Genomic DNA, 23,879 nt, shown 5'->3' on the forward strand with positions numbered 1-23,879 from the left:
AACTGGGTGTTTCGATTGGTGGCACCTTGGCGGCCTTTGGGCCGACCAGGCTCTTGGGGTTTTGGGTGTATATCCGTTTCTGCGGGTGTTACGGATTGCGGTTCCGCCCTTACGGCGGGTCACCTTTTTCAAACGCCGGAGTGGCGGCCCAGTAAAAAGGTAACCGAAAAGGCTTGCTCCTACGTCGGCCCTCGCAGGCTCGGGTTCCTTCGCTACGGGACTGATCCGGGCCCAGCGGCTCCGGTTTGCTTCGCTGCACCTCCTTGCGCTGTGTCTGGCTGCGCCAGACGGTCGCTGCGCTCCCACGCCCCGATCAATCCCTCCACTCAGCCTTCCGACGTCGCCGGTGGATCAAGATCAAGAGCACTCGAGCTTGCGCTCATTGTGTAGGAGCTGCCGAAGGCTGCGATCTTTTGCTTTTGCTTTTCTGTGGAAGTGAGCCTGCTCGCGAAAGCGGTGGAACATTCACCACAAATCCCGGGCACAAAAAAACCGCCGATCATTCACCGATCGGCGGCTTTCATTCGGCTCACATCAAATCACTGCATCAACACTTCAATCGAGCCATCAGCGGTCATGCCGACCTGACTGGTGCCGGCTTCGACTTCCGGGGTTACCGGCGCCGAATCCATGGCCGCGGCTTTCATCATCATCGGCGCGCGCAGGTACGGTTGTGGGTAACCGTTGCTGTTGAGGTTCAGGTTGACGATTTTGTAGCCCTTGCCGCCCAGGGCGTCGGTGGCCAGTTGGGCGCGGGTCTTGAAGGCGGTGACGGCTTCTTTGAGCAACTGGTCTTCGCTGGCCTTGCGGGTCGGGTCGGCGATGGCGAAGTCCATGCCGCCCATTTTCAGGTCGGTCAGCAACTCGCCGGTGAGTTTGGACAGGGCGGCGAAGTCGGTGCTTTCCAGGCGCAGTTCGGCGCGTTCACGCCAGCCGGTGATCTTCTGGCCTTTGGTGTCATAGATTGGATAGCTGTTGCGGCTGCCCGTGCGCAGGGTGATGTCTTTGACTTGTTTGGCCTGGGCGGTGGCCTTGTTCATGGTGGTGCTGATGGCGGCGGCGAGTTTGGCCGGGTCGGTGTTCTGCTCTTCGGTGTAGAGGGTCACGATCATCTGGTCGCGGGCCACTTCCTGGCTGACTTCGGCGCGCAGGGAAATCTGGTTGTAATGCAGCTCATCGGCGGCCAGCGCCGGAAGGCTGGCGACGCTGCCGACGGTCAGAGCGAGGAGGGCGGCGCTGCGGCGAAATGTGTGCATGAAGGCTCCTTGAATGAGGCGCAGGTGATGGGTCGCGGCCTGCGTGAACCATCAGACTCTAACTTCTACGATCCGGTTCGCCCAGTTACAACTTCTATACAGTTGCCGGGGCAGCTGCGCAGCCCTTCGCGAGCAGGCTCGCTCCCACGATGCGTTGTATCAGCCGCCGGAGAAGAATTTGCCATGTGGTCGTTTGCCGCACTTTCGCCTCTCACGCCCGCGCCTTGGTTATACTCCGTGCGATCCGCCTGGAGCGCTCATCAGGAGAGCTCATGCTCGCCCCCGTACAACTGACTTCCGCCACTCGCCAGAACCTCTGGCGGCTGACTTTTATCCGCACCCTGGTGCTCGCCGCGCAGGCCGGGTCCGTGGGCCTGGCGTATTGGCTGCAATTGTTGCCGTTGCCGTGGGTGCAACTGGCGATGACCCTGGGCTGCTCGATTCTGCTCTGCGTGTTCACCGCTGTGCGCCTGCGCACGTCGTGGCCGGTGACCGAGCTTGAATATGCGCTGCAACTGGCCTGCGATCTGGTGATCCACAGTGCGCTGCTGTACTTCTCCGGCGGTTCGACCAACCCGTTCGTTTCCTATTATCTGGTGCCGCTGACCATCGCGGCGGTGACGCTGCCGTGGCGCTATTCGGTGATCCTCTCGGGCATTGCGCTGGCGCTGTACACCGTGATGCTGACGCGTTTCTATCCGCTGGAAACCTTGCCGGTAGCCCGCGAGAATCTGCAGATCTACGGCATGTGGCTGAGCTTTGCGCTGGCTGCTGCGGTGATTACCTTCTTCGCCGCGCGCATGGCTGAAGAGCTGCGCCGGCAAGAAGAATTGCGCGCAATTCGCCGTGAAGAGGGTCTGCGCGATCAGCAGTTACTCGCCGTCGCCACTCAGGCCGCAGGGGCTGCCCATGAACTTGGCACGCCGCTGGCGACCATGAGTGTTTTGCTCAAGGAAATGCAGCAGGACCATCCCGACCCGATGTTGCAGGACGATCTCAAGGTGCTGCAGGATCAGGTCAAGTTGTGCAAGGAAACCTTGCAGCAACTGGTGCGTGCCGCCGAGGCCAACCGGCGTCTGGCGGTGGAGATGCAGGATGTTACCGACTGGCTTGATGAAGCGCTGAACCGCTGGCACTTGATGCGCCCGGAGGCCAGTTATCGCTTCCAGCGTCTCGGCCAGGGCAGCGTGCCGCGCATGGCGCCGCCGCCGGATCTGACCCAGGCGCTGCTCAATCTGCTGAACAATGCCGCCGACGCCTGCCCGGAAAACCTTCAGGTCACCCTGGATTGGGATGCGGAAACGCTGACCATCAGCATTCGCGACCACGGCGCCGGTGTGCCGCTGGCCATTGCCGAGCAGATCGGCAAACCGTTTTTTACCACCAAGGGCAAAGGTTTCGGCCTGGGCCTGTTTTTGAGCAAGGCCAGCGTGACACGCGCCGGCGGCTCAGTGAAACTCTATAGTCATGAGGAAGGCGGCACGCTCACCGAGCTGCGCCTGCCCCACGGCGCCCGAGGAGACCTAACATGAGTGACGAAATCCAAGTCGAAGGCGAAGAACTGCCGCATCTGCTGCTGGTCGACGACGACGCGACCTTCACCCGCGTGATGGCGCGCGCCATGGCCCGCCGTGGCTTTCGCGTCAGCACCGCCGGTTCCGCCGAAGAAGGCCTGACCATCGCCCAGGCCGATCTGCCGGATTACGCCGCGCTGGACCTGAAAATGGACGGTGACTCCGGACTTGTCCTGCTGCCCAAGCTGCTCGAACTTGATCCGGAAATGCGCGTGGTGATCCTCACCGGTTATTCGAGCATTGCCACTGCGGTCGAGGCGATCAAGCGCGGTGCCTGCAACTACCTGTGCAAGCCGGCCGACGCTGACGACGTGCTGGCTGCGTTGCTCTCCGAGCACGCCGACCTCGACAGTCTGGTGCCGGAAAACCCGATGTCGGTCGACCGCCTGCAGTGGGAGCACATCCAGCGCGTGCTCACCGAGCACGAAGGCAATATCTCTGCCACTGCCCGCGCCTTGGGCATGCACCGCCGCACCCTGCAGCGCAAACTGCAGAAGCGTCCGGTTCGTCGCTGAACCTGCGCTGAACGACTATCGCCAGCCCTCGCGATGAAACGCACCGATCATCTATGATCGGTGCGTGTCTGTTCTTATCTTTATCGAGCCTTATCCATGAATCAGAACGCTGAATACTCCGCGGTCAACGATGCTGTGCGCGGGCAGTTTTTTCGCAAAGTATGGGCGATGACCACGCCTTACTGGCGCAGTGAAGAGAAGGGCAAGGCCTGGACGTTGCTGATTGCCGTGATTGCGCTGACGTTGTTCAGCGTGGCCATCTCGGTGTGGATCAACAGTTGGTACAAGGATTTCTACAACGCCCTGCAAAAAAAGGATGAGGCGGCGTTCTGGCAGTTGATCCTGTATTTCTGCGGTATCGCTGCGGTAGCGATTCTTGGCGCGGTGTATCGCCTGTACCTGACGCAGATGCTGACCATCCGCTGGCGGGCGTGGCTGACCGAAAAGCACTTCAAGCGCTGGCTCGACCACAAGAACTATTACCAGCTGGAGCAGGGCGGTTACACCGATAACCCCGACCAGCGGATTTCCGAAGACCTCAATACCTACACCGCCAACACCCTGAGCCTGGGCCTCGGGCTGCTGCGCACGATTGTCAGTCTGGTGTCGTTCTCGATCATTTTGTGGGGCGTGTCCGGCAGCATCGAAGTGTTTGGCATCGAGATTCCAGGCTACATGTTCTGGTGTGCGCTGCTCTATGCAGCCGTCGGCAGTTGGCTGACGCACCTCATCGGCCGCCGCTTGATCGGCCTGAACAATCAGCAGCAACGCTTCGAGGCCGACCTGCGTTTCTCCATGGTGCGGGTGCGCGAGAATGCCGAGAGTATTGCGCTGTACAACGGCGAGCCGAATGAAAACCGCCGCTTGAGCAGCCGTTTCGGGCTGGTCTGGCACAACTTCTGGGACATCATGCGCGTGTCCAAGCGCCTGACGTTCTTCACGTCCGGTTATGGTCAGATCGCGATTATTTTCCCGTTCATTGTCGCGGCGCCGCGCTACCTGTCCGGCAAGATCGAGCTGGGCGAGCTGATGCAAATCAACTCGGCGTTCGGCAACGTGCAGGAGAACTTCAGCTGGTTCATCACCGCCTACTCGGATCTGGCTGCATGGCGCGCCACCTGTGATCGTCTGCTGAGTTTCCGTCAGGCGATGTCCGACAACGAACAGCGCACTCCGGCCATTGATGTGCAGAATCAGGGCAGCGAATTGCAAGTGAAGGGCCTCGGCCTTGACCTGGCTGACGGTCGTCACCTGCTGACCGACGCCGACATGACCGTTGAACCGGGTGAGCGGGTGATGCTCAGCGGGCGGTCCGGCAGTGGCAAATCCACATTGCTGCGGGCGATGGGGCATTTGTGGCCGGCGGGGCACGGCAATATTCGTTTGCCGGCAGCGCGCTATCTGTTCCTGCCGCAGAAACCTTATCTGCCGATCGGCACGTTGCGTGAAGCGCTGAGTTATCCACAGCCTGGCGACACCTACGCCCCGGAACGTTATGCACAAGTGCTGGAAACCTGTCGTTTGCCACACCTGGTCGGGCGGCTGGATGAAGCCAATCACTGGCAGCGCATGCTCTCGCCGGGTGAGCAGCAACGCCTGGCATTCGCCCGTGCACTTCTCTATGCACCGCAATGGCTGTACATGGACGAGGCGACTTCGGCGATGGATGAAGAAGATGAGGCGACGTTGTATCAGGCGCTGATTGATGAGATTCCCGGGTTGAGCATTGTCAGCGTCGGTCATCGAAGCAGTTTGAAACGATTCCATCCTCGGCATGTGCGGATCGACAGCGGGCATTTGGTGGAGCAACCCGTGACTGCCTGAACCCACGGATCCCTTGTAGGAGCTGCCGAAGGCTGCGATCTTTTGATTTTGAAAAGCCAAGATCAAAAGATCGCAGCCTTCGGCAGCTCCTACATGGAAGTCGTGTTGACGGTGATCGTACAACTCGCTTGAGCTATGATGGCGCCAAGCCGAACTTTCGAGACAAGATGCAGACCATGGAAAAGCTGATCGACACCCCGCGCCTCCCCCGCAAGCGCCGCAGCCTCGCCCAGGAATTGGTGACGGTGTTGAGCGAGCAGATCCGTGATGGCCTGCTCAAGCGTGGCGACAAATTGCCCACCGAGTCGGCGATCATGGAAGCCCATGGCGTCAGCCGCACTGTGGTTCGCGAGGCAATTTCCCGTCTGCAGGCCGCCGGCCAGGTGGAAACCCGCCACGGCATTGGCACCTTTGTTCTCGATACGCCGAGCCCGAGCGGTTTCCGCATCGATCCGGCCACCGTCGTCACCCTGCGTGACGTCCTGGCAATCCTCGAATTGCGCATCAGCCTCGAAGTCGAATCCGCCGGCCTCGCCGCGCAACGTCGCAGCCCCGAACAATTGGCAACCATGCGCGCCGCCCTCGACGCGTTGAACGAAAGCGCCTCGCATGCCAGTGACGCGGTGTCGTCGGACTTCGCTTTCCACCTCGAAATTGCCCTGTCCACCGGCAACCGCTATTTCACCGACATCATGACCCACCTGGGCACCAGCATCATTCCGCGTACGCGGCTGAACTCGGCGCGCCTGGCCCATGATGATCAGCAGCACTACATGGGCCGGTTGAGCCGCGAGCATGAAGAAATCTACGACGCGATTGCCCGCCAGGATTCCGATGCCGCCCGTGCGGCTATGCGCCTGCATCTGACTAACAGCCGCGAAAGACTGCGCCAGGCCCATGAAGAGGCGCAGGCGCAGCGAGGCTGATTCTTACGCCTCTATGCGCATCCTCAGCGGCAGCGAATACGGCTCCATACTCGACTCGTCCCGAAACTTGTAGCGCAGCTCCACCTCGCGGTTCAGGTACGGTTGCAGCGCTTCTTTCGGCAGATGAACCTCGATGTCGAAAAGTTTTTCCATCTCGTCTTCGGCGTCGTCCCAGGCGCCCGTGTCCACTTCATCTCCTTCCCACTCGGGCTCCTCGGCGTCGCTGCCGAGAATCGCGTAGACGCTCCAGTTCGCCGCGAAATCGCTGGAATCCGGAATTTGTACGGTGAGGATGTCGGGCAATTGCGAGAGCTGAACGGTGACGCAGTCGTCCTGCGCTGTGGCGGTGGTTGTGAGGCTGGGGGCGGCAAAATGCATGAACATATCGGCTTCCTTTGAGTGGTCCGCCACGATCCTTCGTGGCAGCGGGCGTACTTTACGAGCCGCTCGTCCTTTGGCGATTAAACGAATCCAGACCAGATATTTCCGCCGGCAAATGCTGCCGGGACGGGCCTTCCAGCGATTTTCCAACGTGCAGAAGTCGACTTTGTCCGACAAAAAAGTGCTGCCAACGATGAAATGCAGTTGACGGTTATCTTTTAAGTTGTACGATGACCTACAACTTCGGCGAAGGCTGAACGGTCCACTCACAATAAAACGTTGCTACCAGGGTGTTCGAATAATGAATCCACAAGAACTGAAGTCCATCCTCTCTGCCGGCCTGCTGTCTTTCCCGGTAACCGATTTCAACGCGCAAGGCGATTTCAACCGCGCGGGCTACATCAAACGCCTGGAATGGCTGGCTCCGTATGGCGCTTCGGCTCTGTTCGCAGCGGGCGGCACCGGTGAGTTCTTCTCCCTGGCGGCCAGCGAATACTCGGAAATCATCAAGACTGCCGTCGACACCTGCGAAACCAGCGTGCCGATTCTGGCCGGTGTCGGTGGTTCGACCCGTCAGGCCATCGAATACGCTCAGGAAGCCGAGCGTCTGGGCGCCAAAGGCCTGTTGTTGCTCCCGCACTACCTGACCGAAGCGAGCCAGGACGGTGTTGCCGCGCACGTTGAAGCCGTGTGCAAATCGGTGAAGATCGGCGTGGTCGTCTACAACCGCAACGTTTGCCGCCTCACTGCGCCGCTGCTGGAACGTCTGGCCGAGCGCTGCCCGAACCTGATCGGCTACAAGGACGGCCTGGGCGATATCGAGTTGATGGTGTCGATCCGTCGCCGCCTCGGTGATCGCTTCAGCTACCTGGGTGGTCTGCCGACCGCCGAAGTTTACGCCGCTGCCTACAAGGCGTTGGGCGTGCCGGTCTACTCCTCGGCGGTATTCAACTTCATCCCGAAAACCGCGATGGACTTCTACCATGCGATCGCTCGCGAAGATCACGCCACCGTTGGCAAGATCATCGACGACTTCTTCCTGCCGTACCTGGACATTCGTAACCGCAAGGCCGGTTACGCGGTGAGCATCGTCAAGGCAGGTGCAAAAATCGCCGGCTATGACGCAGGTCCGGTGCGTGCGCCGCTGACCGACCTGACCGGCGAAGAGTACGAAATGCTCGCTGCGCTGATCGACAAGCAAGGCGCGCAGTAAACGAGAAAAGCGAGGCCGCTGAGCAATCAGCGGCTTTTTGCGTAAAGGCTTTTAGAGTTGAGGGCTGCCCTGTGACAACTGCAAAACGCTACGACAACTACATCAATGGCGAATGGGTCGCCGGTGCCGATTACTCGGCCAACATCAACCCGTCCGAACTCAGCGACACCATCGGCGACTACGCCAAGGCTGACCTCACCCAGGTCAACGCCGCCATCGACGCTGCTCGCGCTGCGTTCCCGGCCTATTCCACTTCGGGCATTCAGGCCCGTCACGATTCGCTGGATAAAGTCGGCAGCGAGATCCTCGCCCGTCGCGAAGAGCTCGGCACGCTGCTGGCCCGTGAAGAAGGCAAGACCCTGCCGGAGGCGATCGGTGAAGTGACCCGCGCCGGCAACATTTTCAAGTTCTTCGCCGGCGAATGCCTGCGCCTGTCCGGTGACTACGTGCCGTCGGTACGCCCGGGCGTCAACGTCGAAGTCACCCGCGAAGCGCTCGGCGTGGTCGGTCTGATCACCCCGTGGAACTTCCCGATCGCCATCCCGGCGTGGAAAATCGCTCCGGCCCTGGCCTACGGCAACTGCGTCGTGCTCAAACCTGCCGATCTGGTGCCGGGCTGCGCCTGGGCGCTGGCGGAAATCATCTCCCGCGCGGGCTTCCCGGCCGGTGTGTTCAACCTGGTAATGGGCAGCGGTCGTGTGGTTGGCGATGCGCTGGTGCAGAGCCCGAAAGTCGACGGCATCAGCTTCACCGGTTCGGTGGGCGTTGGGCGCCAGATCGCGGTCAACTGCGTTTCGCGTCAGGCCAAGGTTCAGTTGGAAATGGGCGGCAAGAACCCGCAGATCATTCTCGACGACGCCGACCTCAAGCAAGCGGTCGAGCTGTCGGTGCAGAGCGCGTTCTACTCCACCGGCCAGCGTTGCACCGCGTCGAGCCGTCTGATCGTGACTGCCGGCATTCATGACAAGTTCGTTGAGGCCATGGCCGAACGCATGAAGTCGATCAAGGTCGGCCACGCGCTGAAAGCCGGCACCGACATCGGTCCGGTGGTCTCCCAGGCGCAGCTTGAGCAGGACATGAAGTACATCGACATCGGCCAGTCCGAAGGTGCACGTCTGGTCAGCGGCGGTGGTGTGGTGACCTGCGATACCGAAGGCTACTTCCTCGCACCAACCTTGTTTGCCGACAGTGAAGCGTCGATGCGCATCAGCCGCGAAGAAATTTTCGGCCCGGTGGCCAACATTGTTCGTGTGGCCGATTACGAAGCTGCGCTGGCAATGGCCAACGACACCGAATTTGGTCTGTCGGCCGGCATCGCCACCACTTCGTTGAAGTACGCCAACCACTTCAAGCGCCACTCCCAGGCCGGGATGGTGATGGTCAACCTGCCGACCGCCGGTGTCGATTACCACGTACCGTTCGGTGGCCGTAAAGGCTCGTCCTACGGCTCGCGCGAGCAGGGGCGCTATGCGCAAGAGTTCTACACCGTGGTGAAAACCGCCTACGTAGGCTCCTGATACACGCAATACCCCTGTAGGAGCTGCCGAAGGCTGCGATCTTTTGATCCTGTTTTTAAGATCAAGATCAAAAGATCGCAGCCTTCGGCAGCTCCTACAGGGAATAAATGCAAGACCAAAGAAGCTTCACCCCGCATAAAAATAATCAGTGGGAGTACATCTGCATGCAATCCTCCAAGCCGACTCACGTCCGCTATTTGATCCTGCTCATGCTGTTTCTGGTGACCACGATCAACTACGCCGACCGTGCCACGATCGCCATTGCCGGCTCCAGCCTGCAGAAGGATCTGGGCATTGACGCCGTCACCCTCGGCTATATCTTTTCCGCATTCGGTTGGGCCTACGTGGCCGGGCAAATTCCCGGTGGCTGGCTGCTCGATCGCTTCGGCTCGAAAAAAGTCTATGCCCTGAGCATTTTCACCTGGTCGCTGTTCACCGTGCTGCAAGGCTTTGTCGGTGAGTTCGGCATGTCCACAGCAGTGGTTGCGCTGTTCATGCTGCGCTTCCTGGTGGGCCTGGCAGAAGCGCCATCGTTCCCCGGCAACGCGCGCATCGTTGCGGCGTGGTTCCCGACCGCTGAACGCGGCACCGCTTCGGCGATCTTTAACTCGGCGCAATACTTTGCCACCGTGTTGTTCGCGCCGCTGATGGGCTGGATCGTCTACAGCTTCGGCTGGGAGCACGTGTTCATCGTCATGGGTATCCTCGGTATCGTGTTCTCGCTGGTGTGGCTGAAAGTCATCTACAGCCCGCGCGAACACCCACGCGTCAACGAGGCCGAGTTCAAACACATCGCTGACAACGGCGGCATGGTCGACATGGATCAGAAGGGCAAGAAGTCCGACGGTCCGAAGTGGGATTACATCCGTCAGCTGCTGACCAACCGCATGATGCTTGGCGTGTATCTGGGCCAGTACTGCATCAACGGCATCACCTATTTCTTCCTGACCTGGTTCCCGGTGTATCTGGTGCAAGAGCGTGGCATGACCATTCTCAAGGCCGGTTTCATCGCTTCGTTGCCAGCGATCTGCGGCTTCATCGGCGGCGTGCTCGGCGGGGTGATTTCCGATTACCTGCTGCGCAAAGGCCACTCGCTGACCTTCGCCCGCAAGGCGCCGATCATCGCCGGTCTGCTGGTGTCGAGCAGCATCGTGGCGTGCAACTATGTTGACGTGGAATGGATGGTCGTGGGCTTCATGGCGCTGGCATTCTTCGGCAAAGGGGTTGGCGCACTGGGCTGGGCGGTGGTTTCCGACACCTCGCCAAAACAGATCGCCGGTCTGAGCGGTGGCCTGTTCAACACCTTCGGCAACATCGCTTCGATTACCACGCCGATCGTGATCGGCTACATCATCAGCTCCACCGGTTCGTTCAAGTGGGCGCTGGTGTTCGTCGGTGCCAACGCACTGGTCGCGGTGTTCAGCTATCTGGTAATCGTCGGCCCGATCAAGCGTGTGGTCTTGAAAGAGCCGCCAGCGAAGGGCGGCAATGAAGTCACCGGTAATTTGTCTCAAGCGCATTCCTGAGGAGCGGCGTCATGCAGTTGATTGAACATTCCGACTCGCCGCGCTACATCCGCCTGCACGAGCGGGATAACGTTGTAGTGGTGGTCAACGACCAGGGCGTACCGGCCGGCACCGAGTTTGCCGATGGCCTGGTGACAGTGGATTTCGTTCCGCAGAGCCACAAGGTCACCCTGGAAGACATCCCCGAGGGCGGCGCGGTGATTCGCTACGGGCAGATCATCGGTTATGCCTTGCAGCCGATCCGTCGTGGCAGTTGGGTCAAGGAAGATCAACTGCGCATGCCGACCGCGCCGCCGCTGGACAGCTTGCCGCTGTCCACCGACGTGCCGGACGCGCAGGCTCCGCTGGAAGGCTTCACCTTCGAGGGTTATCGCAACGCCGACGGTACCGTCGGTACGCGCAACATTCTCGGCATCACCACCACCGTGCAGTGCGTCACCGGCGTGCTCGATCACGCGGTGAAAAGGATCAAGGAAGAGCTGCTGCCCAAGTACCCGCACGTCGATGACGTGGTGGCACTGACCCACAGCTACGGCTGCGGCGTGGCGATCACCGCCACCGACGCCTACATCCCGATTCGCACGGTGCGTAATCTGGCGCGCAACCCGAACCTGGGCGGCGAGGCGCTGGTGATCAGCCTGGGCTGCGAGAAATTGCAGGCCGGGCAGGTGATGCACGAGGACGATGCCTCGGTGGATCTCAGTGATCCGTGGTTGTATCGCTTGCAGGACTCCAGTCACGGCTTCACCGAAATGATCGAGCAGATCATGGAGCTGGCCGAAGTGCGCTTGAAGAAACTCGACCAGCGTCGCCGCGAAACCGTGCCGGCGTCCGAGCTGATTCTCGGGATGCAATGCGGCGGCAGCGATGCATTTTCCGGCATCACCGCCAACCCGGCGCTGGGTTACGCCTCGGATTTGCTGTTGCGCGCGGGGGCGACGGTGATGTTTTCCGAAGTCACCGAAGTGCGCGATGCGATCTACCTGCTGACGTCACGGGCGCAGACGCAAACCGTCGCGCAAGAGCTGGTGCGCGAGATGGACTGGTATGACCGTTACTTGGCCAAGGGCGAAGCCGATCGCAGCGCCAACACCACGCCGGGCAACAAGAAGGGCGGGTTGTCGAACATTGTCGAAAAATCGCTGGGCTCGATCGTCAAGTCGGGCAGCAGTGCGATCAATGGCGTGCTCGGCCCGGGCGAGCGCTTCAAGCAGAAGGGTTTGATTTTCTGTGCGACGCCGGCGAGCGATTTTGTCTGCGGCACCTTGCAACTGGCGGCGGGGATGAACCTGCATGTGTTCACCACCGGGCGCGGCACGCCTTACGGCTTGGCGATGGCGCCGGTGGTCAAGGTGTCGACGCGGACCGAACTGGCGCAGCGTTGGCCGGATCTGATCGACATCGATGCCGGGCGCATTGCTACCGGGCGCGCGACCATCGAGGAGTTGGGTTGGGAGCTGTTTCACTACTATCTGGACGTGGCGAGCGGCAAGCAACAGACCTGGGCGGAGAAGCACAAGCTGCATAACGACATCACCTTGTTCAACCCGGCGCCGATTACCTGAGACCGAGTTGCCTTGAAAAGATCGCAGCCTGCGGCAGCTCCTACCTTGGAATGCATTTTTTCCTGTAGGAGCTGCCGCAGGCTGCGATCTTTTGATCTTCAATAGAGTTCAGTGGCTTATCATTAGCCCCCTATCGACGCTCACCCAAGGCTCTCCGGCATGCTGGCAATCTTTCTTGAAACCCTGAACATCACCGCGCCGGTGTTTGCCATGCTGTTTCTCGGTGTGCTGCTCAAGCGCATCGACTGGATCAACGACAACTTCATCCACACCGCCTCGTCGCTGGTCTTCAACGTCACCATGCCGGCGCTGCTGTTTCTCGGCATCCTCCATGCGGACCTGCACGCCGCGCTGCAACCGTCGCTACTGATCTACTTTTCCCTCGCTACCCTGGTGAGTTTCGCTGTCGCCTGGGGCTGGGCGATTTTCAGGTGTCCGCGTGAAGATCGCGGCATCTACACCCAAGGCGCGTTTCGTGGCAACAACGGCGTGATCGGTCTGGCGCTCGCCGCCAGCATGTATGGCGATTACGGCATCTCCCTCGGAGCGATTCTCGCGGCGCTGGTGATCCTGTTCTACAACACCCTGTCGACCATCGTCCTGGCGGTGTATAGCCCGGTGATCAAGTCCGATCCGTGGAGCATCTGCAAAAGCGTGTTCAGCAATCCGTTGATCATCAGCGTGATTTCCGCTGCGCCGTTTGCTTACTTCAAGATCGGACTGCCGGGCTGGCTGGAAACCTCCGGCCAGTATCTGGCCCAGACCACGTTGCCGTTGGCGCTGATTTGTATCGGCGGCACGCTGTCACTCGCGGCGTTGCGCAAGAGCGGCAAGATGGCGCTCAGTTCCAGTCTGGTGAAAATGGTCGGTTTACCCGTGCTGGCGACACTGGGGGCATGGTTGTGGGGCTTTCGTGGGGCAGAGCTGGGGATTCTGTTTCTGTACTTTGGCAGCCCGACGGCGGCGGCAAGTTTCGTCATGGCCCGGGCAGCGCAGGGCAATCATGAGCTGGCGGCGGCGATCATCGTGCTGACCACATTGATGGCGGCGATTACCACCAATGTCGGGATCTTTGTGTTGCAGTGGGGTGGATGGATCTAAAGGCAAGATCAAAAGATCGCAGCCTTCGGCAGCTCCTACATGGAAATGCGGTCTCCTGTAGGCGCTGCCGAAGGCTGCGATCTTTTAGCTTTTCTGGTAAGTGTCGATCACTTCCTGCGCCGCGCGAAACGCATCGATCGCCGCCGGCACCCCGGCATACACCGCGCAATGCAGCAGCGCCTCGCGAATCTCCTCCACGCTGCAGCCATTGTTCAGCGCGCCGCGCACGTGGCCCTTCAACTCCTGGGGGCACTTCAATGCGGTCAGGGCGGCGAGGGTAATCAGGCTGCGGGTTTTCAGCGGCAAACCTTCGCGATTCCAGACTCCGCCCCACGCGTGTTCATTGACGAAATCCTGCAACGGCTGGGTGAACTCAGTGGCGTTGCCCAGCGCGCGATCAACAAAGGCATCGCCCATGACCTGACGACGGATTTCAATCCCGGACTGCTTCGATTCGCTCATGGCACATCTCTCTTGTGGTGTTGGCGACGCCAGGCGCGGATCGACGTGAACAGCAGAAACGTCAGCAGCGCCGGCAAGACATAAAACAGCATCAAGCGCTCGAGCTTGCCGGCCAGCGGCATGCCGGTGGTGAACGAGACCACATGCAGCCCGTAGACCAGATACAAACCGAGCAGCAGCAAGCCTTCAGCCCGCGTCACGCGATAGCCGGAATAGAACACCGGCAGACACAGCGCAGCCACGGCGAGCATCACCGGCAGGTCGAAATCCAGCGCATTGGGCGATACGGACAACGGCGCCGGTGCGAGCAACGCGGTCAGCCCGAGCACCCCGAGCAGGTTGAACAGATTGGCGCCGATCACGTTGCCCACGGCAATGTCGCGCTGCCCGCGCAACGCGGCGATCAGCGAGGTCGCCAGTTCCGGCAGCGAGGTGCCGACCGCGACCACGGTCAGACCGATGACCCGTTCCGACAGGCCCAGGTCGGTGGCCACGGCCACAGCGGCGCCGAGCAGCAAACGACCGGCGAACACCAGCATGGCCAGGCCAGCGAGAATCATCAGCACACTGATCAGCCAAGATTGCCGAGTCTCCTGCGGTCGTGTGCCATGCGGGCGGGTCGAATGTCGCGACTGGCGCAGCAGCAAGCCGAGGTACAGCGCCAACGCCCCGAGCAGCAGGACGCCGTCGAAACGCCCGAGGTCCTTGTTCCAGGCCAGGATGAATACCAGCAGGCTGGCGCCGATCATCAGCGGGATATCCAGGCGCACCAATTGTCGCGACACGCGCAGCGGGATGATCAGCGCCGACAGGCCGAGGGTCACCAGAATGTTGAAGATGCCGCTGCCGACCACGCTGCCGACGGCGATGTCGGGGTTGTCCGTCAGCGCCGCTTGCAGGCTGACGGTCATTTGCGGCGCGCTGCTGCCGAGGGCGACGATCGTCAGACCGATGATCAGCGGGCGCACATGCAGACGCTCGGCCAGACGTACGGCGGCGCGCACCATCAGCTCGGCGCCGATGATCAGAAGACACAGGCCGCTGAGCAGTTCGATGACGTTGATCAGCGGCAGATCGGCTAGTCCGAAAATGGTCGGTGCTCCATCAGTCGAGGGCCTGCACGCGAACCCGTGCGGTGCCGCTGCGCAGCATGCCGATTTCATCGGCGGCCTCGCGCGACAGATCGATCAGCCGGCCACGGGTGTGCGGGCCACGGTCATTGATGCGGACCACGACTGATTCGTCGTTTTTCAGGTTGGTGACTTTCACCCGCGTGCCGAACGGCAACTGGCGGTGGGCGGCAGTCAGAGAATGCTGGTTGAACGCTTCGCCGCTGGCGGTGCGTTTACCGTGGTGTCTGGCTCCGTAATAGGAGGCGACGCCGGTCTGGTCGTAACCGTGCGGGTCGATGGTGTCGGTACTGGCGCAACCGGCCAGCAGGGAGAGCAGGGCGCAGGCGCCGAGCAAACGTTTCATTGAAATACTCCAAAGTGATCGTTCCCACGCTCCGGCGTGGGAATGCATCCCGTGACGCTCTGCGTCATACCGCAATGGACGCGGAGCGTCCGGGGCGGCATTCCCACACAGAGCGTGGGAACGATCCCCGAGCGCGGGGCCGGAATCAGCCTTCGAGCTTGCTTTTCAGCAATTCGTTCACCTGCTGCGGGTTGGCCTTGCCTTTGGAGGCTTTCATGGCCTGGCCGACGAAGAAGCCGAACATTTTGCCGCGTTTGGCTTCGTCTGCCGCGCGGTACTGTTCGACCTGTTCGGCGTTGGCCGCGAGCATTTCGTCGAGCACGGCGGAGATCGCGCCGGTATCGGTCACCTGCTTCAGGCCACGCTTTTCAATGATTTCGTCAGCGTTGCCTTCGCCGTTGGCCATCGCTTCGAACACCACTTTGGCGATCTTGCCGGAGATGGTGTTGTCCTTGATGCGCTGCAGCATGCCGCCCAGCTGTTGCGCGGAAACCGGCGACTCGTCGATGTCCAGGCCCTGCTTGTTGAGCAGGCTGCCCAACTCGACCATCACCCAGTTCGCCGCCAGTTTCGCGTCGCCACCGATGGCCGCGACTTTCTCGAAGTAATCCGCTTGCTCACGGCTGGTGGCCAGCACGTTGGCGTCATAGGCCGACAGACCGAACTGGCTCTGGAAGCGCTCGCGCTTTTGCGGTGGCAGTTCCGGCAGGGTGGCGCGGACTTCGCCGAGGAACGATTCTTCGATGACCACCGGCAGCAGGTCCGGATCGGGGAAGTAACGGTAGTCGTTGGCTTCCTCTTTCGAACGCATCGGACGGGTCTCGTCCTTGTTCGGATCGTACAGACGGGTCTGCTGGATCACTTTGCCGCCGTCTTCGATCAGCTCGATCTGGCGCTGGATCTCGGAGTTGATCGCCTTCTCGATGAAGCGGAACGAGTTGACGTTCTTGATCTCGCAGCGCGTGCCGAATTCAACCTGACCTTTCGGACGGATCGACACGTTGCAGTCGCAACGCAGCGAACCTTCAGCCATGTTGCCGTCACAAATGCCGAGGTAACGTACGAGCGCGTGGATCGCCTTGACGTAAGCCACGGCCTCCTTGGCGCTGCGCATGTCCGGCTCGGAAACGATTTCCAGCAGCGGCGTGCCGGCACGGTTCAGGTCGATGCCGGTGGCGCCGTTGAATTCTTCGTGCAGGCTCTTGCCGGCGTCTTCTTCCAGGTGCGCACGGGTGATGCCGACACGTTTGACCGTGCCATCTTCCAGGGCGATGTCCAGGTGGCCTTTACCGACGATCGGCAATTCCATCTGGCTGATCTGGTAGCCCTTCGGCAAGTCCGGGTAGAAGTAGTTCTTGCGCGCGAACACGTTGTGCTGACCGATCTCGGCGTCAATCGCCAGACCGAACATCACTGCCATGCGCACCGCTTCCTGGTTCAGCACCGGCAACACGCCGGGCATGCCCAGATCGATCAGGCTGGCCTGAGTGTTAGGCTCGGAGCCGAACGTGGTGGAACTACCGGAAAAGATTTTCGACCGGGTGGTGAGCTGAGTGTGAATCTCCAGCCCGATCACGACTTCCCATTGCATGTGTGTCTCCTCAGAAGCCGGTTGGGGTGCGGGTGTGCCAGTCAGTGTTGAGCTGATACTGGTGGGCAACGTTCAACAGGCGGCCTTCCTGGAAATACGGCGCGAGCAACTGCACGCCCACCGGCAGACCGTCGACAAAACCGGCCGGCATCGACAGGCCCGGCAGGCCGGCGAGGTTGGCGGTGATGGTGTAGACGTCTTCCAGATAGGCAGCGACCGGGTCGCTGTTCTTCGCGCCGAGTTTCCAGGCCGGGTTCGGCGTGGTCGGGCCGAGGATGATGTCGACTTCATTGAACGCCGCCATGAAATCGTTCTTCACCAGACGACGGATCTTCTGCGCTTTCAGGTAGTAGGCATCGTAGTAACCGGCGGACAGCGCATAGGCACCGACCATGATCCGGCGCTGCACTTCAGGGCCGAAACCTTCGCCACGGGAGCGCTTGTACAGGTCGATGAGGTTTTCCGGGTTCTCGCAGCGGTGGCCGAAACGCACGCCGTCGAAACGCGACAGGTTCGAAGAAGCCTCTGCCGGGGCGATCACGTAGTACGCGGGAATCGCGTGCTGCATGTTCGGCAGGCTGATTTCCTTGATGACCGCACCGAGCTTCTGCAACTGCTGGATGCTGTTCTGGATCAGCTCGGCGATGCGCGGATCGAGACCGGCGCTGAAGTATTCCTTCGGCACGCCGATGCGCAGGCCTTGCAGGGAATCGCCGAGGCTGGCGGAGTAATCCGGTACTGGCTCATCGATGCTGGTCGAATCGTTCTGATCGAAACCGGCCATGCCTTGCAGCAGGATTGCGCAGTCTTCAGCGGTGCGCGCGAGCGGGCCACCCTGATCGAGGCTGGAAGCGTAGGCGATCATGCCCCAGCGCGAAACGCGACCGTAGGTCGGTTTCAGGCCGGTGAGGTTGGTGAATGCCGCCGGCTGACGGATCGAGCCGCCAGTGTCGGTGGCGGTCGCGGCAGGCAACAGGCGAGCAGCGACAGCGGCGGCCGAACCACCGGACGATCCGCCCGGCACGTGTTCCAGATTCCACGGGTTTTTCACCGCGCCGTACCAGCTTGACTCGTTGGCCGAACCCATGGCGAATTCGTCCATGTTGGTCTTGCCCAGTGTCACTGCACCGGCAGCGGCCAGTTTCGCGACCACGGTGGCGTCATACGGTGCTTTGAAGTTGTCGAGCATCTTCGAGCCGCAGCTGGTGCGGATGCCCTGGGTGCAGAACAGGTCTTTGTGGGCGATCGGCGCGCCGAGCAGGGCGCCGCTCTCACCATTGGCCCGGCGTGCATCGGCGGCTTTCGCCTGCTCGATGGCCAGATCCTCGGTGAGGCTGATGAAACTGTTGAGCTGCGGGTCGAGCTGGGTGATACGCGCCAGCAGGACTTTGGTCAGCTCTTCGGAGGAAAACTTTTTATCGGCGAGACCGCGGGCGATCTCGGCCAGAGTCATTTGATGCATTGCAGGCTCTTTCCCTTTAGTCGATGACTTTCGGAACCAGATACAGGCCGTTTTCGACCGCTGGTGCGATGGACTGGTAAGCCTCGCGATTATTCGTCTCGGTCACCACGTCGGCGCGCAGGCGCTGACTGGCTTCCAGGGGGTGGGCCAACGGCTCGATACCGTCGGTATCAACGGCCTGCATTTCGTCGACCAGCCCGAGAATGCTGTTGAGGGCGGAAGTAATGTGCGGAAGATCGGCATCGTTGAGGCCAAGGCAGGCCAGGTGCGCGATTTTTTCCACGTCGGAGCGTTCTAGCGCCATCGGGATTCTCCAGTGGAAAACAGAACGGACGGCGTCCGTGTGTTAGATTGTCGGAACACTACCGCACTTCTACGGTCATAAGGCCGCGATTGTGGGGCTTGGTGCACAGAAAAGCGGCCAATTTAACATATTGGCGCCTTGCCCAAAATCCCTGTCGTTGTTAGAGTTTGCCGCACTTTTTTACCCACGCGTTGCCTAGGGTCCCTTTCCCATGTTCAAGAAACTGCGTGGCATGTTTTCCAGCGATCTTTCCATTGACCTGGGCACTGCCAACACCCTTATTTACGTGCGCGAGCGCGGTATCGTCCTGAATGAGCCATCGGTTGTGGCCATTCGGACACACGGTAACCAGAAAAGTGTCGTCGCTGTCGGCACCGAGGCCAAGCGCATGCTCGGCCGTACGCCGGGCAACATTGCTGCCATTCGTCCGATGAAGGATGGCGTGATCGCCGATTTCAGCGTCTGCGAAAAGATGCTGCAGTACTTTATCAACAAGGTTCACGAAAACAGTTTTCTGCAGCCCAGCCCACGCGTGCTGATCTGCGTTCCCTGCAAGTCCACCCAGGTTGAGCGTCGTGCCATCCGTGAATCGGCCCTTGGCGCCGGTGCCCGTGAAGTGTTCCTGATCGAAGAGCCGATGGCTGCTGCGATCGGTGCCGGTCTGCCGGTTGAGGAAGCGCGCGGTTCGATGGTCGTGGACATCGGTGGTGGTACCACTGAAATCGCCCTGATCTCCCTGAACGGTGTGGTTTATGCCGAATCCGTACGTGTCGGCGGCGACCGTTTCGACGAAGCGATCATCACCTACGTGCGCCGCAACTACGGCAGCCTGATCGGTGAATCCACCGCAGAGCGCATCAAACAGGAAATCGGTACGGCCTACCCGGGCGGCGAAGTTCGCGAAGTCGATGTTCGCGGCCGCAACCTGGCCGAAGGCGTTCCACGCGCATTCACCTTGAACTCCAACGAAGTGCTCGAAGCTCTGCAAGAGTCGCTGGCAACCATCGTTCAGGCCGTGAAAAGCGCGCTGGAGCAATCGCCGCCGGAACTGGCTTCCGACATCGCCGAGCGTGGTCTGGTGCTGACCGGTGGTGGCGCGCTGCTGCGTGACCTCGACAAGCTGCTGGCGCAAGAGACGGGTCTGCCGGTGATCGTTGCCGAAGACCCGTTGACCTGTGTGGCTCGCGGCGGTGGCCGTGCGCTGGAAATGATGGATAAGCACACCATGGATCTGCTCTCGAGCGAGTAAGTCGCCGATTGCAATACGTGGGTGAGCGCACAGGCAGCACTTTGCAGTGCTGCCTGTTGGCGTTTATCTTCTGTCAGTCTTCATCCAGGCCGGTTTGATGCCGTATGAATAAACAGAACATTTGCCTGGGAGGAGCGGCTTATTAAACCGCTTTTCACCAAAGGCCCTTCGTTGGGCGTGCGCCTGTTGGTGCTGGCCGTGCTCGCGGTCGCGCTGATGGTGGTCGATGCACGTTTCGACCTGCTCAAGCCCGCGCGCAAGCAAGCGTCGCTGGTGCTCATGGACGCCTACTGGATCACTGATCTGCCCGGTCGCTTGTGGGAAGGCGTCGCCAGTCAGTTCGGCAGCCGCACCGAGCTCGTCGCCGAAAACGAAAAACTCAAGACCGAAAACCTGCTGTTGCAGGGACGCATGCAAAAGCTCGCGGCCCTGACCGAGCAGAACGTTCGGCTGCGCGAGTTGCTCAATTCCTCAGCCCTGGTCAACGAAAAGGTCGAAGTCGCCGAGTTGATCGGCATGGACCCCAACCCCTTCACCCATCGCATCATCATCAATAAAGGTGAGCGCGACGGCGTGGTGCTCGGCCAACCGGTGCTCGATGCCCGCGGGCTGATGGGCCAAGTGGTTGAATTGATGCCGTACACCTCGCGTGTCCTGCTGCTGACCGACACCACACACAGCATTCCGGTGCAGGTGAACCGTAATGGTCTGCGCGCGATTGCCAGTGGCACCGGCAACCCGGAGCGTCTGGAATTGCGTCATGTCGCCGACACCGCGGACATCAAGGAAGGCGATCTGCTGGTCAGTTCCGGCCTCGGCCAGCGTTTCCCGGCCGGTTATCCGGTGGCGACGGTAAAAGAAGTCATCCACGACTCCGGCCAACCGTTTGCCATTGTTCGCGCCGTGCCGACCGCCGCCCTGAACCGCAGCCGTTACCTGTTGCTGGTGTTCAGCGACAGCCGCACTGCCGAGGAGCGCGCCAATGACGCGGCCCAGGCTCAGGAACTGCTCGATGCCCACGGCGGCGGCCCGATGTTGCCGGCCAGCGTGCCGAAACCGTTGATCATGCCCGCCACGCCTTCGACCGCTACCGCAACGCCGGCCGCCGAAGCTGCAGCGCCTGCCGCCACACCCGCCAGGCCCGCCGCGAGCAAGCCGCCCGCTGCCGCTCCGGCCGCTGCCAAACCACCGGCCGCCAGCAAACCACCGGCGAAACCGCCAGCGACTACCGGGGGACGAGAATAATGGTCGGCGCGAAAAAATCCGGAAACGGCTGGATGATCTGGCTGACGTTCTTCGTCGGCATCCTGCTCAGCGTTTCACCATTGCCAATCTTCATGGAAATCCTTCGTCCGCTGTGGCTGGCCTTGCTCGTGACCTTCTGGGCGCTGTACATGCCGCACACGGTCGGCATGGTCACGGCGTTCTGTCTGGGGTTGGCCGAAGATGTTCTGCAGGGCGACCTGCTCGGGCAGAACGCGCTGATCCTGACCCTGATTACCTTCCTGGTATTGTCGTTGCAGCAGCGTCTGCGCATGTTCCCGATGTGGCAACAGTGCCTGGTGATCCTGGTGATCTTTGGCCTCGCGCAACTGGCGCAACTGTGGCTGAGCGCCTTGACCGGCAACCGCCAGCCAACTTTGGCGCTGGTCTTGCCGGCGCTGGTCAGTGCCTTGCTCTGGCCGTGGGTCAGCTTCGCCCTTCGCGGGATGTGCCGACGCTACAGAATCTATTGAGCCGGTGAAGCAGGGCACTGAACAGGGAGATGTTTTGATGAAACTGCTTTACCTCGCCTCCGGCTCACCGCGTCGCCGTGAATTGCTCACGCAGATCGGCGTGCAGTTTTCCGCAATCAGCGCGGATATCGACGAAACCCCGCTTCCTGAAGAATCCCCTTCGGCCTATGTCAAACGCCTGGCGCGTGGCAAGGCTGAGGCCGGTCGCCGCTCGGTCGTCTCTGAGCAGCCGTTCTGCGTGCTCGGCGCCGACACCGCTGTGGTGCTCGACGGCAAAATTCTTGGCAAACCGGTGGACGAAGCCGATGCATGCGCCATGCTGATGATGTTGTCCGGCAACGAACACGAAGTGCTGACCGCCATCGCCGTGCTTGAAGGCGAGCGCTGCGAGTCGCGGGTGGTGCGCAGTCTAGTGCGTTTTCGCCCGATCAGCCTCGAAGAGGCGGCCGTCTACTGGGCCAGTGGCGAACCGCGCGACAAGGCCGGCGGCTATGGCATTCAGGGCCTGGGTGCGGTGTTTGTCGCCGGGCTTGAAGGCAGCTATTCAGCGGTGGTCGGCTTGCCATTGTGCGAAACCTGCGAGGTGTTGGGCCATTTCGGCATACCCTGTTGGCAAAACCCGAACACGCCCTGAGCGTCGTGCGAATCCAGATGCGGCCACTATCGTGAACATGCCTGAACGAGATCCTGCCATGAGTGAAGAGATTCTGATCAACATCACGCCGATGGAGTCGCGCGTGGCGGTGGTCGAAAACGGTGTGCTGCAAGAAGTCCACGTCGAGCGCACGCAAAAACGCGGGATCGTCGGCAACATCTATAAAGGCAAGATCGTCCGCGTCCTGCCTGGCATGCAGGCAGCATTTGTCGACATTGGCCTTGATCGCGCGGCGTTCATTCACGCCGCCGAGATTTCCTTGCGCGAAGGCCCGGCGGTGGAAAGCATCAGTTCGCTGGTGCACGAAGGCCAGAGCCTGGTGGTGCAGGTCACCAAAGACCCGATCGGCTCCAAAGGCGCACGCCTGACCACACAACTGTCAATCCCTTCGCGGTATCTGGTGTACATGCCGCGCACTGCCCACGTTGGCATTTCCCTGAAGATCGAAGACGAAGCCGAGCGCGAGCGCCTCAAGCAGGTGGTCAGCGATTGCGTGGCCAAAGAAGGCATCAAGGAAGCCGGCGGTTTCATTCTGCGCACAGCCGCTGAAGGGGCGGGCGCTGATGAAATCCTCATGGACATCCGCTACCTGCGGCGACTCTGGGATCAGATCAACGAACAAATCAAGACCATCGCCGCGCCGAGCGTGATTTACGAAGACCTCGGCCTGGCCCTGCGTACGCTGCGTGATCTGGTCAATCCGAAGATCGAGAAGATCCGCATCGACTCCCGGGAAACTTTCCAGAAAACCACACAGTTCGTCGCCGAACTGATGCCGGAAATCGCTGATCGTCTGGAGCACTACCCAGGCGAACGGCCGATTTTCGATCTGTACGGCGTCGAAGACGAAATCCAGCGCGCGCTGGAGCGCAAGGTGCCGCTGAAGTCCGGCGGCTATCTGGTCATCGATCCGGCGGAAGCCATGACCACCATCGACGTCAACACCGGGGCGTTCGTTGGTCACCGCAATCTCGAAGAAACCATTTTCAAAACCAATCTCGAGGCGGCCACGGCGATTGCCCGGCAGATGCGCCTGCGCAACCTTGGCGGGATCATCATCATCGACTTCATCGACATGGAAGATGAAGAGCACCAGCGTCAAGTCCTGCGCACGCTGGAGAAACAACTGGAGCGCGATCACGCCAAGACCAACATCATCGGCATCACCGAGCTGGGCCTGGTGCAGATGACCCGCAAGCGCACCCGCGAAAGCCTTGAACAGGTGCTGTGCGAACCGTGCAGCAGTTGCCAGGGCCGGGGCAAACTGAAGACCGCTGAAACCATCTGTTACGAGATCTTCCGCGAAATTCTGCGCGAGGCCCGAGCCTATCAGGCCGAGGGTTACCGAGTGCTGGCCAACCAGAAAGTGGTCGACCGTCTACTCGACGAAGAGTCCGGTAACGTCGCCGAGCTTGAAGGCTTCATCGGTCGCACCATACGCTTCCAGGTCGAAACCATGTATTCCCAGGAACAATATGATGTGGTGCTGCTCTGAAGCCCTGCATCACCCTTCATTCAACGCGGCTGGCCTCAGCTTTTCGCAGTA

General features: G+C 60.8%; 22 protein-coding genes. 14 read left to right on the forward strand and 8 right to left on the reverse strand.

The features are described from left to right. Positions 1 to 539: 539 nt before the first annotated feature. A complete protein-coding gene (locus CXF97_RS15295) occupies positions 540 to 1,256 on the reverse strand; it encodes an SIMPL domain-containing protein (protein WP_101159219.1) in 717 nt (238 codons plus the stop codon). 272 nt (positions 1,257 to 1,528) lie between these two features. Here CXF97_RS15295 and CXF97_RS15300 point away from each other — a divergent pair, with 272 nt between their 5' ends. The 4 genes from CXF97_RS15300 (at position 1,529) to CXF97_RS15315 (ending at position 6,095) form a co-directional block, all read left to right on the forward strand. Next, on the forward strand, positions 1,529 to 2,788 hold the full coding sequence (locus CXF97_RS15300) for an ATP-binding protein (RefSeq protein ID WP_101159220.1): 1,260 nt from the start codon (positions 1,529 to 1,531) through the stop codon (positions 2,786 to 2,788). After that, a complete protein-coding gene (locus CXF97_RS15305; RefSeq protein WP_003221630.1) occupies positions 2,785 to 3,345 on the forward strand; it encodes a response regulator transcription factor in 561 nt (186 codons plus the stop codon). Before CXF97_RS15300 ends, CXF97_RS15305 begins: the two co-directional genes overlap by 4 nt. 96 nt (positions 3,346 to 3,441) lie before the next feature. Continuing rightward, positions 3,442 to 5,169 carry an ABC transporter ATP-binding protein/permease gene (locus CXF97_RS15310; RefSeq protein WP_101159221.1) on the forward strand — a complete coding sequence of 576 codons (1,728 nt, stop codon included), beginning with the start codon at positions 3,442 to 3,444 and terminating at the stop codon, positions 5,167 to 5,169. A 176-nt stretch (positions 5,170 to 5,345) separates the two neighbouring features. After that, on the forward strand, positions 5,346 to 6,095 hold the full coding sequence (locus CXF97_RS15315; RefSeq protein WP_178081198.1) for a FadR/GntR family transcriptional regulator: 750 nt from the start codon (positions 5,346 to 5,348) through the stop codon (positions 6,093 to 6,095). A gap of 3 nt (positions 6,096 to 6,098) precedes the next feature. On the opposite strand, the gene CXF97_RS15320 is transcribed toward CXF97_RS15315, so the two are convergent. Next, a complete protein-coding gene (locus tag CXF97_RS15320) occupies positions 6,099 to 6,653 on the reverse strand; it encodes a hypothetical protein (RefSeq protein ID WP_256589837.1) in 555 nt (184 codons plus the stop codon). A 124-nt stretch (positions 6,654 to 6,777) separates the two neighbouring features. Between CXF97_RS15320 and kdgD the strand changes: the two genes are divergently transcribed. The 5 genes from kdgD (at position 6,778) to CXF97_RS15345 (ending at position 13,398) form a co-directional block, all read left to right on the forward strand. Then, on the forward strand, positions 6,778 to 7,689 hold the full coding sequence (gene kdgD / locus CXF97_RS15325; RefSeq protein WP_042557640.1) for a 5-dehydro-4-deoxyglucarate dehydratase: 912 nt from the start codon (positions 6,778 to 6,780) through the stop codon (positions 7,687 to 7,689). A gap of 71 nt (positions 7,690 to 7,760) precedes the next feature. Continuing rightward, a complete protein-coding gene (locus CXF97_RS15330) occupies positions 7,761 to 9,206 on the forward strand; it encodes an aldehyde dehydrogenase family protein (protein ID WP_101159223.1) in 1,446 nt (481 codons plus the stop codon). Positions 9,207 to 9,370: 164 nt separating this feature from the next. Beyond that, positions 9,371 to 10,732 (forward strand): MFS transporter, encoded by a 1,362-nt coding sequence (locus CXF97_RS15335; protein WP_101159224.1) that lies wholly within the window; start codon positions 9,371 to 9,373, stop codon positions 10,730 to 10,732. Positions 10,733 to 10,743: 11 nt separating this feature from the next. After that, positions 10,744 to 12,297: a galactarate dehydratase gene (gene garD, locus CXF97_RS15340; protein WP_101159225.1), complete on the forward strand. Its 1,554-nt coding sequence runs from the start codon at positions 10,744 to 10,746 to the stop codon at positions 12,295 to 12,297. 159 nt (positions 12,298 to 12,456) lie between these two features. Then, positions 12,457 to 13,398: an AEC family transporter gene (locus CXF97_RS15345; protein WP_101159226.1), complete on the forward strand. Its 942-nt coding sequence runs from the start codon at positions 12,457 to 12,459 to the stop codon at positions 13,396 to 13,398. A gap of 84 nt (positions 13,399 to 13,482) precedes the next feature. Here the strand turns inward: CXF97_RS15345 and CXF97_RS15350 are convergent, their stop codons facing one another. The 6 genes from CXF97_RS15350 to gatC form a co-directional block, all read right to left on the reverse strand. Then, positions 13,483 to 13,860 (reverse strand): carboxymuconolactone decarboxylase family protein, encoded by a 378-nt coding sequence (locus CXF97_RS15350; RefSeq protein WP_101159227.1) that lies wholly within the window; start codon positions 13,858 to 13,860, stop codon positions 13,483 to 13,485. After that, positions 13,857 to 14,933: a calcium/sodium antiporter gene (locus CXF97_RS15355; RefSeq protein ID WP_178081202.1), complete on the reverse strand. Its 1,077-nt coding sequence runs from the start codon at positions 14,931 to 14,933 to the stop codon at positions 13,857 to 13,859. Before CXF97_RS15355 ends, CXF97_RS15350 begins: the two co-directional genes overlap by 4 nt. A gap of 31 nt (positions 14,934 to 14,964) precedes the next feature. Beyond that, the gene (locus tag CXF97_RS15360; protein WP_101159228.1) at positions 14,965 to 15,336 is read right to left on the reverse strand and encodes a septal ring lytic transglycosylase RlpA family protein; all 372 of its coding nucleotides are present in this window, start codon (positions 15,334 to 15,336) and stop codon (positions 14,965 to 14,967) included. A gap of 145 nt (positions 15,337 to 15,481) precedes the next feature. Beyond that, a complete protein-coding gene (gene gatB / locus CXF97_RS15365; RefSeq protein WP_101159229.1) occupies positions 15,482 to 16,927 on the reverse strand; it encodes an Asp-tRNA(Asn)/Glu-tRNA(Gln) amidotransferase subunit GatB in 1,446 nt (481 codons plus the stop codon). A 10-nt stretch (positions 16,928 to 16,937) separates the two neighbouring features. Continuing rightward, complete coding sequence (gatA, locus tag CXF97_RS15370) at positions 16,938 to 18,389, reverse strand: Asp-tRNA(Asn)/Glu-tRNA(Gln) amidotransferase subunit GatA (protein ID WP_101159230.1); 1,452 nt, start codon at positions 18,387 to 18,389, stop codon at positions 16,938 to 16,940. Between the two features lie 16 nt (positions 18,390 to 18,405). After that, positions 18,406 to 18,693 carry an Asp-tRNA(Asn)/Glu-tRNA(Gln) amidotransferase subunit GatC gene (gene gatC / locus CXF97_RS15375; RefSeq protein ID WP_024011606.1) on the reverse strand — a complete coding sequence of 96 codons (288 nt, stop codon included), beginning with the start codon at positions 18,691 to 18,693 and terminating at the stop codon, positions 18,406 to 18,408. A gap of 211 nt (positions 18,694 to 18,904) precedes the next feature. Between gatC and mreB the strand changes: the two genes are divergently transcribed. The 5 genes from mreB (at position 18,905) to rng (ending at position 23,828) form a co-directional block, all read left to right on the forward strand. After that, positions 18,905 to 19,942, forward strand: a complete 1,038-nt coding sequence (mreB, locus tag CXF97_RS15380; RefSeq protein ID WP_002555108.1) for a rod shape-determining protein MreB — start codon at positions 18,905 to 18,907, stop codon at positions 19,940 to 19,942. Between the two features lie 141 nt (positions 19,943 to 20,083). After that, positions 20,084 to 21,187, forward strand: a complete 1,104-nt coding sequence (gene mreC, locus CXF97_RS15385; RefSeq protein ID WP_101159231.1) for a rod shape-determining protein MreC — start codon at positions 20,084 to 20,086, stop codon at positions 21,185 to 21,187. After that, entirely contained in the window at positions 21,187 to 21,678 is a 492-nt protein-coding gene (gene mreD / locus CXF97_RS15390; protein ID WP_024011608.1) for a rod shape-determining protein MreD, read from the forward strand. Before mreC ends, mreD begins: the two co-directional genes overlap by 1 nt. Before the next feature lie 37 nt (positions 21,679 to 21,715). Beyond that, positions 21,716 to 22,312: a nucleoside triphosphate pyrophosphatase gene (locus CXF97_RS15395; RefSeq protein WP_101159232.1), complete on the forward strand. Its 597-nt coding sequence runs from the start codon at positions 21,716 to 21,718 to the stop codon at positions 22,310 to 22,312. Positions 22,313 to 22,370: 58 nt separating this feature from the next. Further along, the gene (gene rng / locus CXF97_RS15400) at positions 22,371 to 23,828 is read left to right on the forward strand and encodes a ribonuclease G (protein ID WP_016771696.1); all 1,458 of its coding nucleotides are present in this window, start codon (positions 22,371 to 22,373) and stop codon (positions 23,826 to 23,828) included. Positions 23,829 to 23,879 lie beyond the last annotated feature (51 nt).

It is taken from the genome of Pseudomonas sp. Choline-02u-1 (assembly GCF_002836515.1).
Lineage (GTDB): Bacteria > Pseudomonadota > Gammaproteobacteria > Pseudomonadales > Pseudomonadaceae > Aquipseudomonas.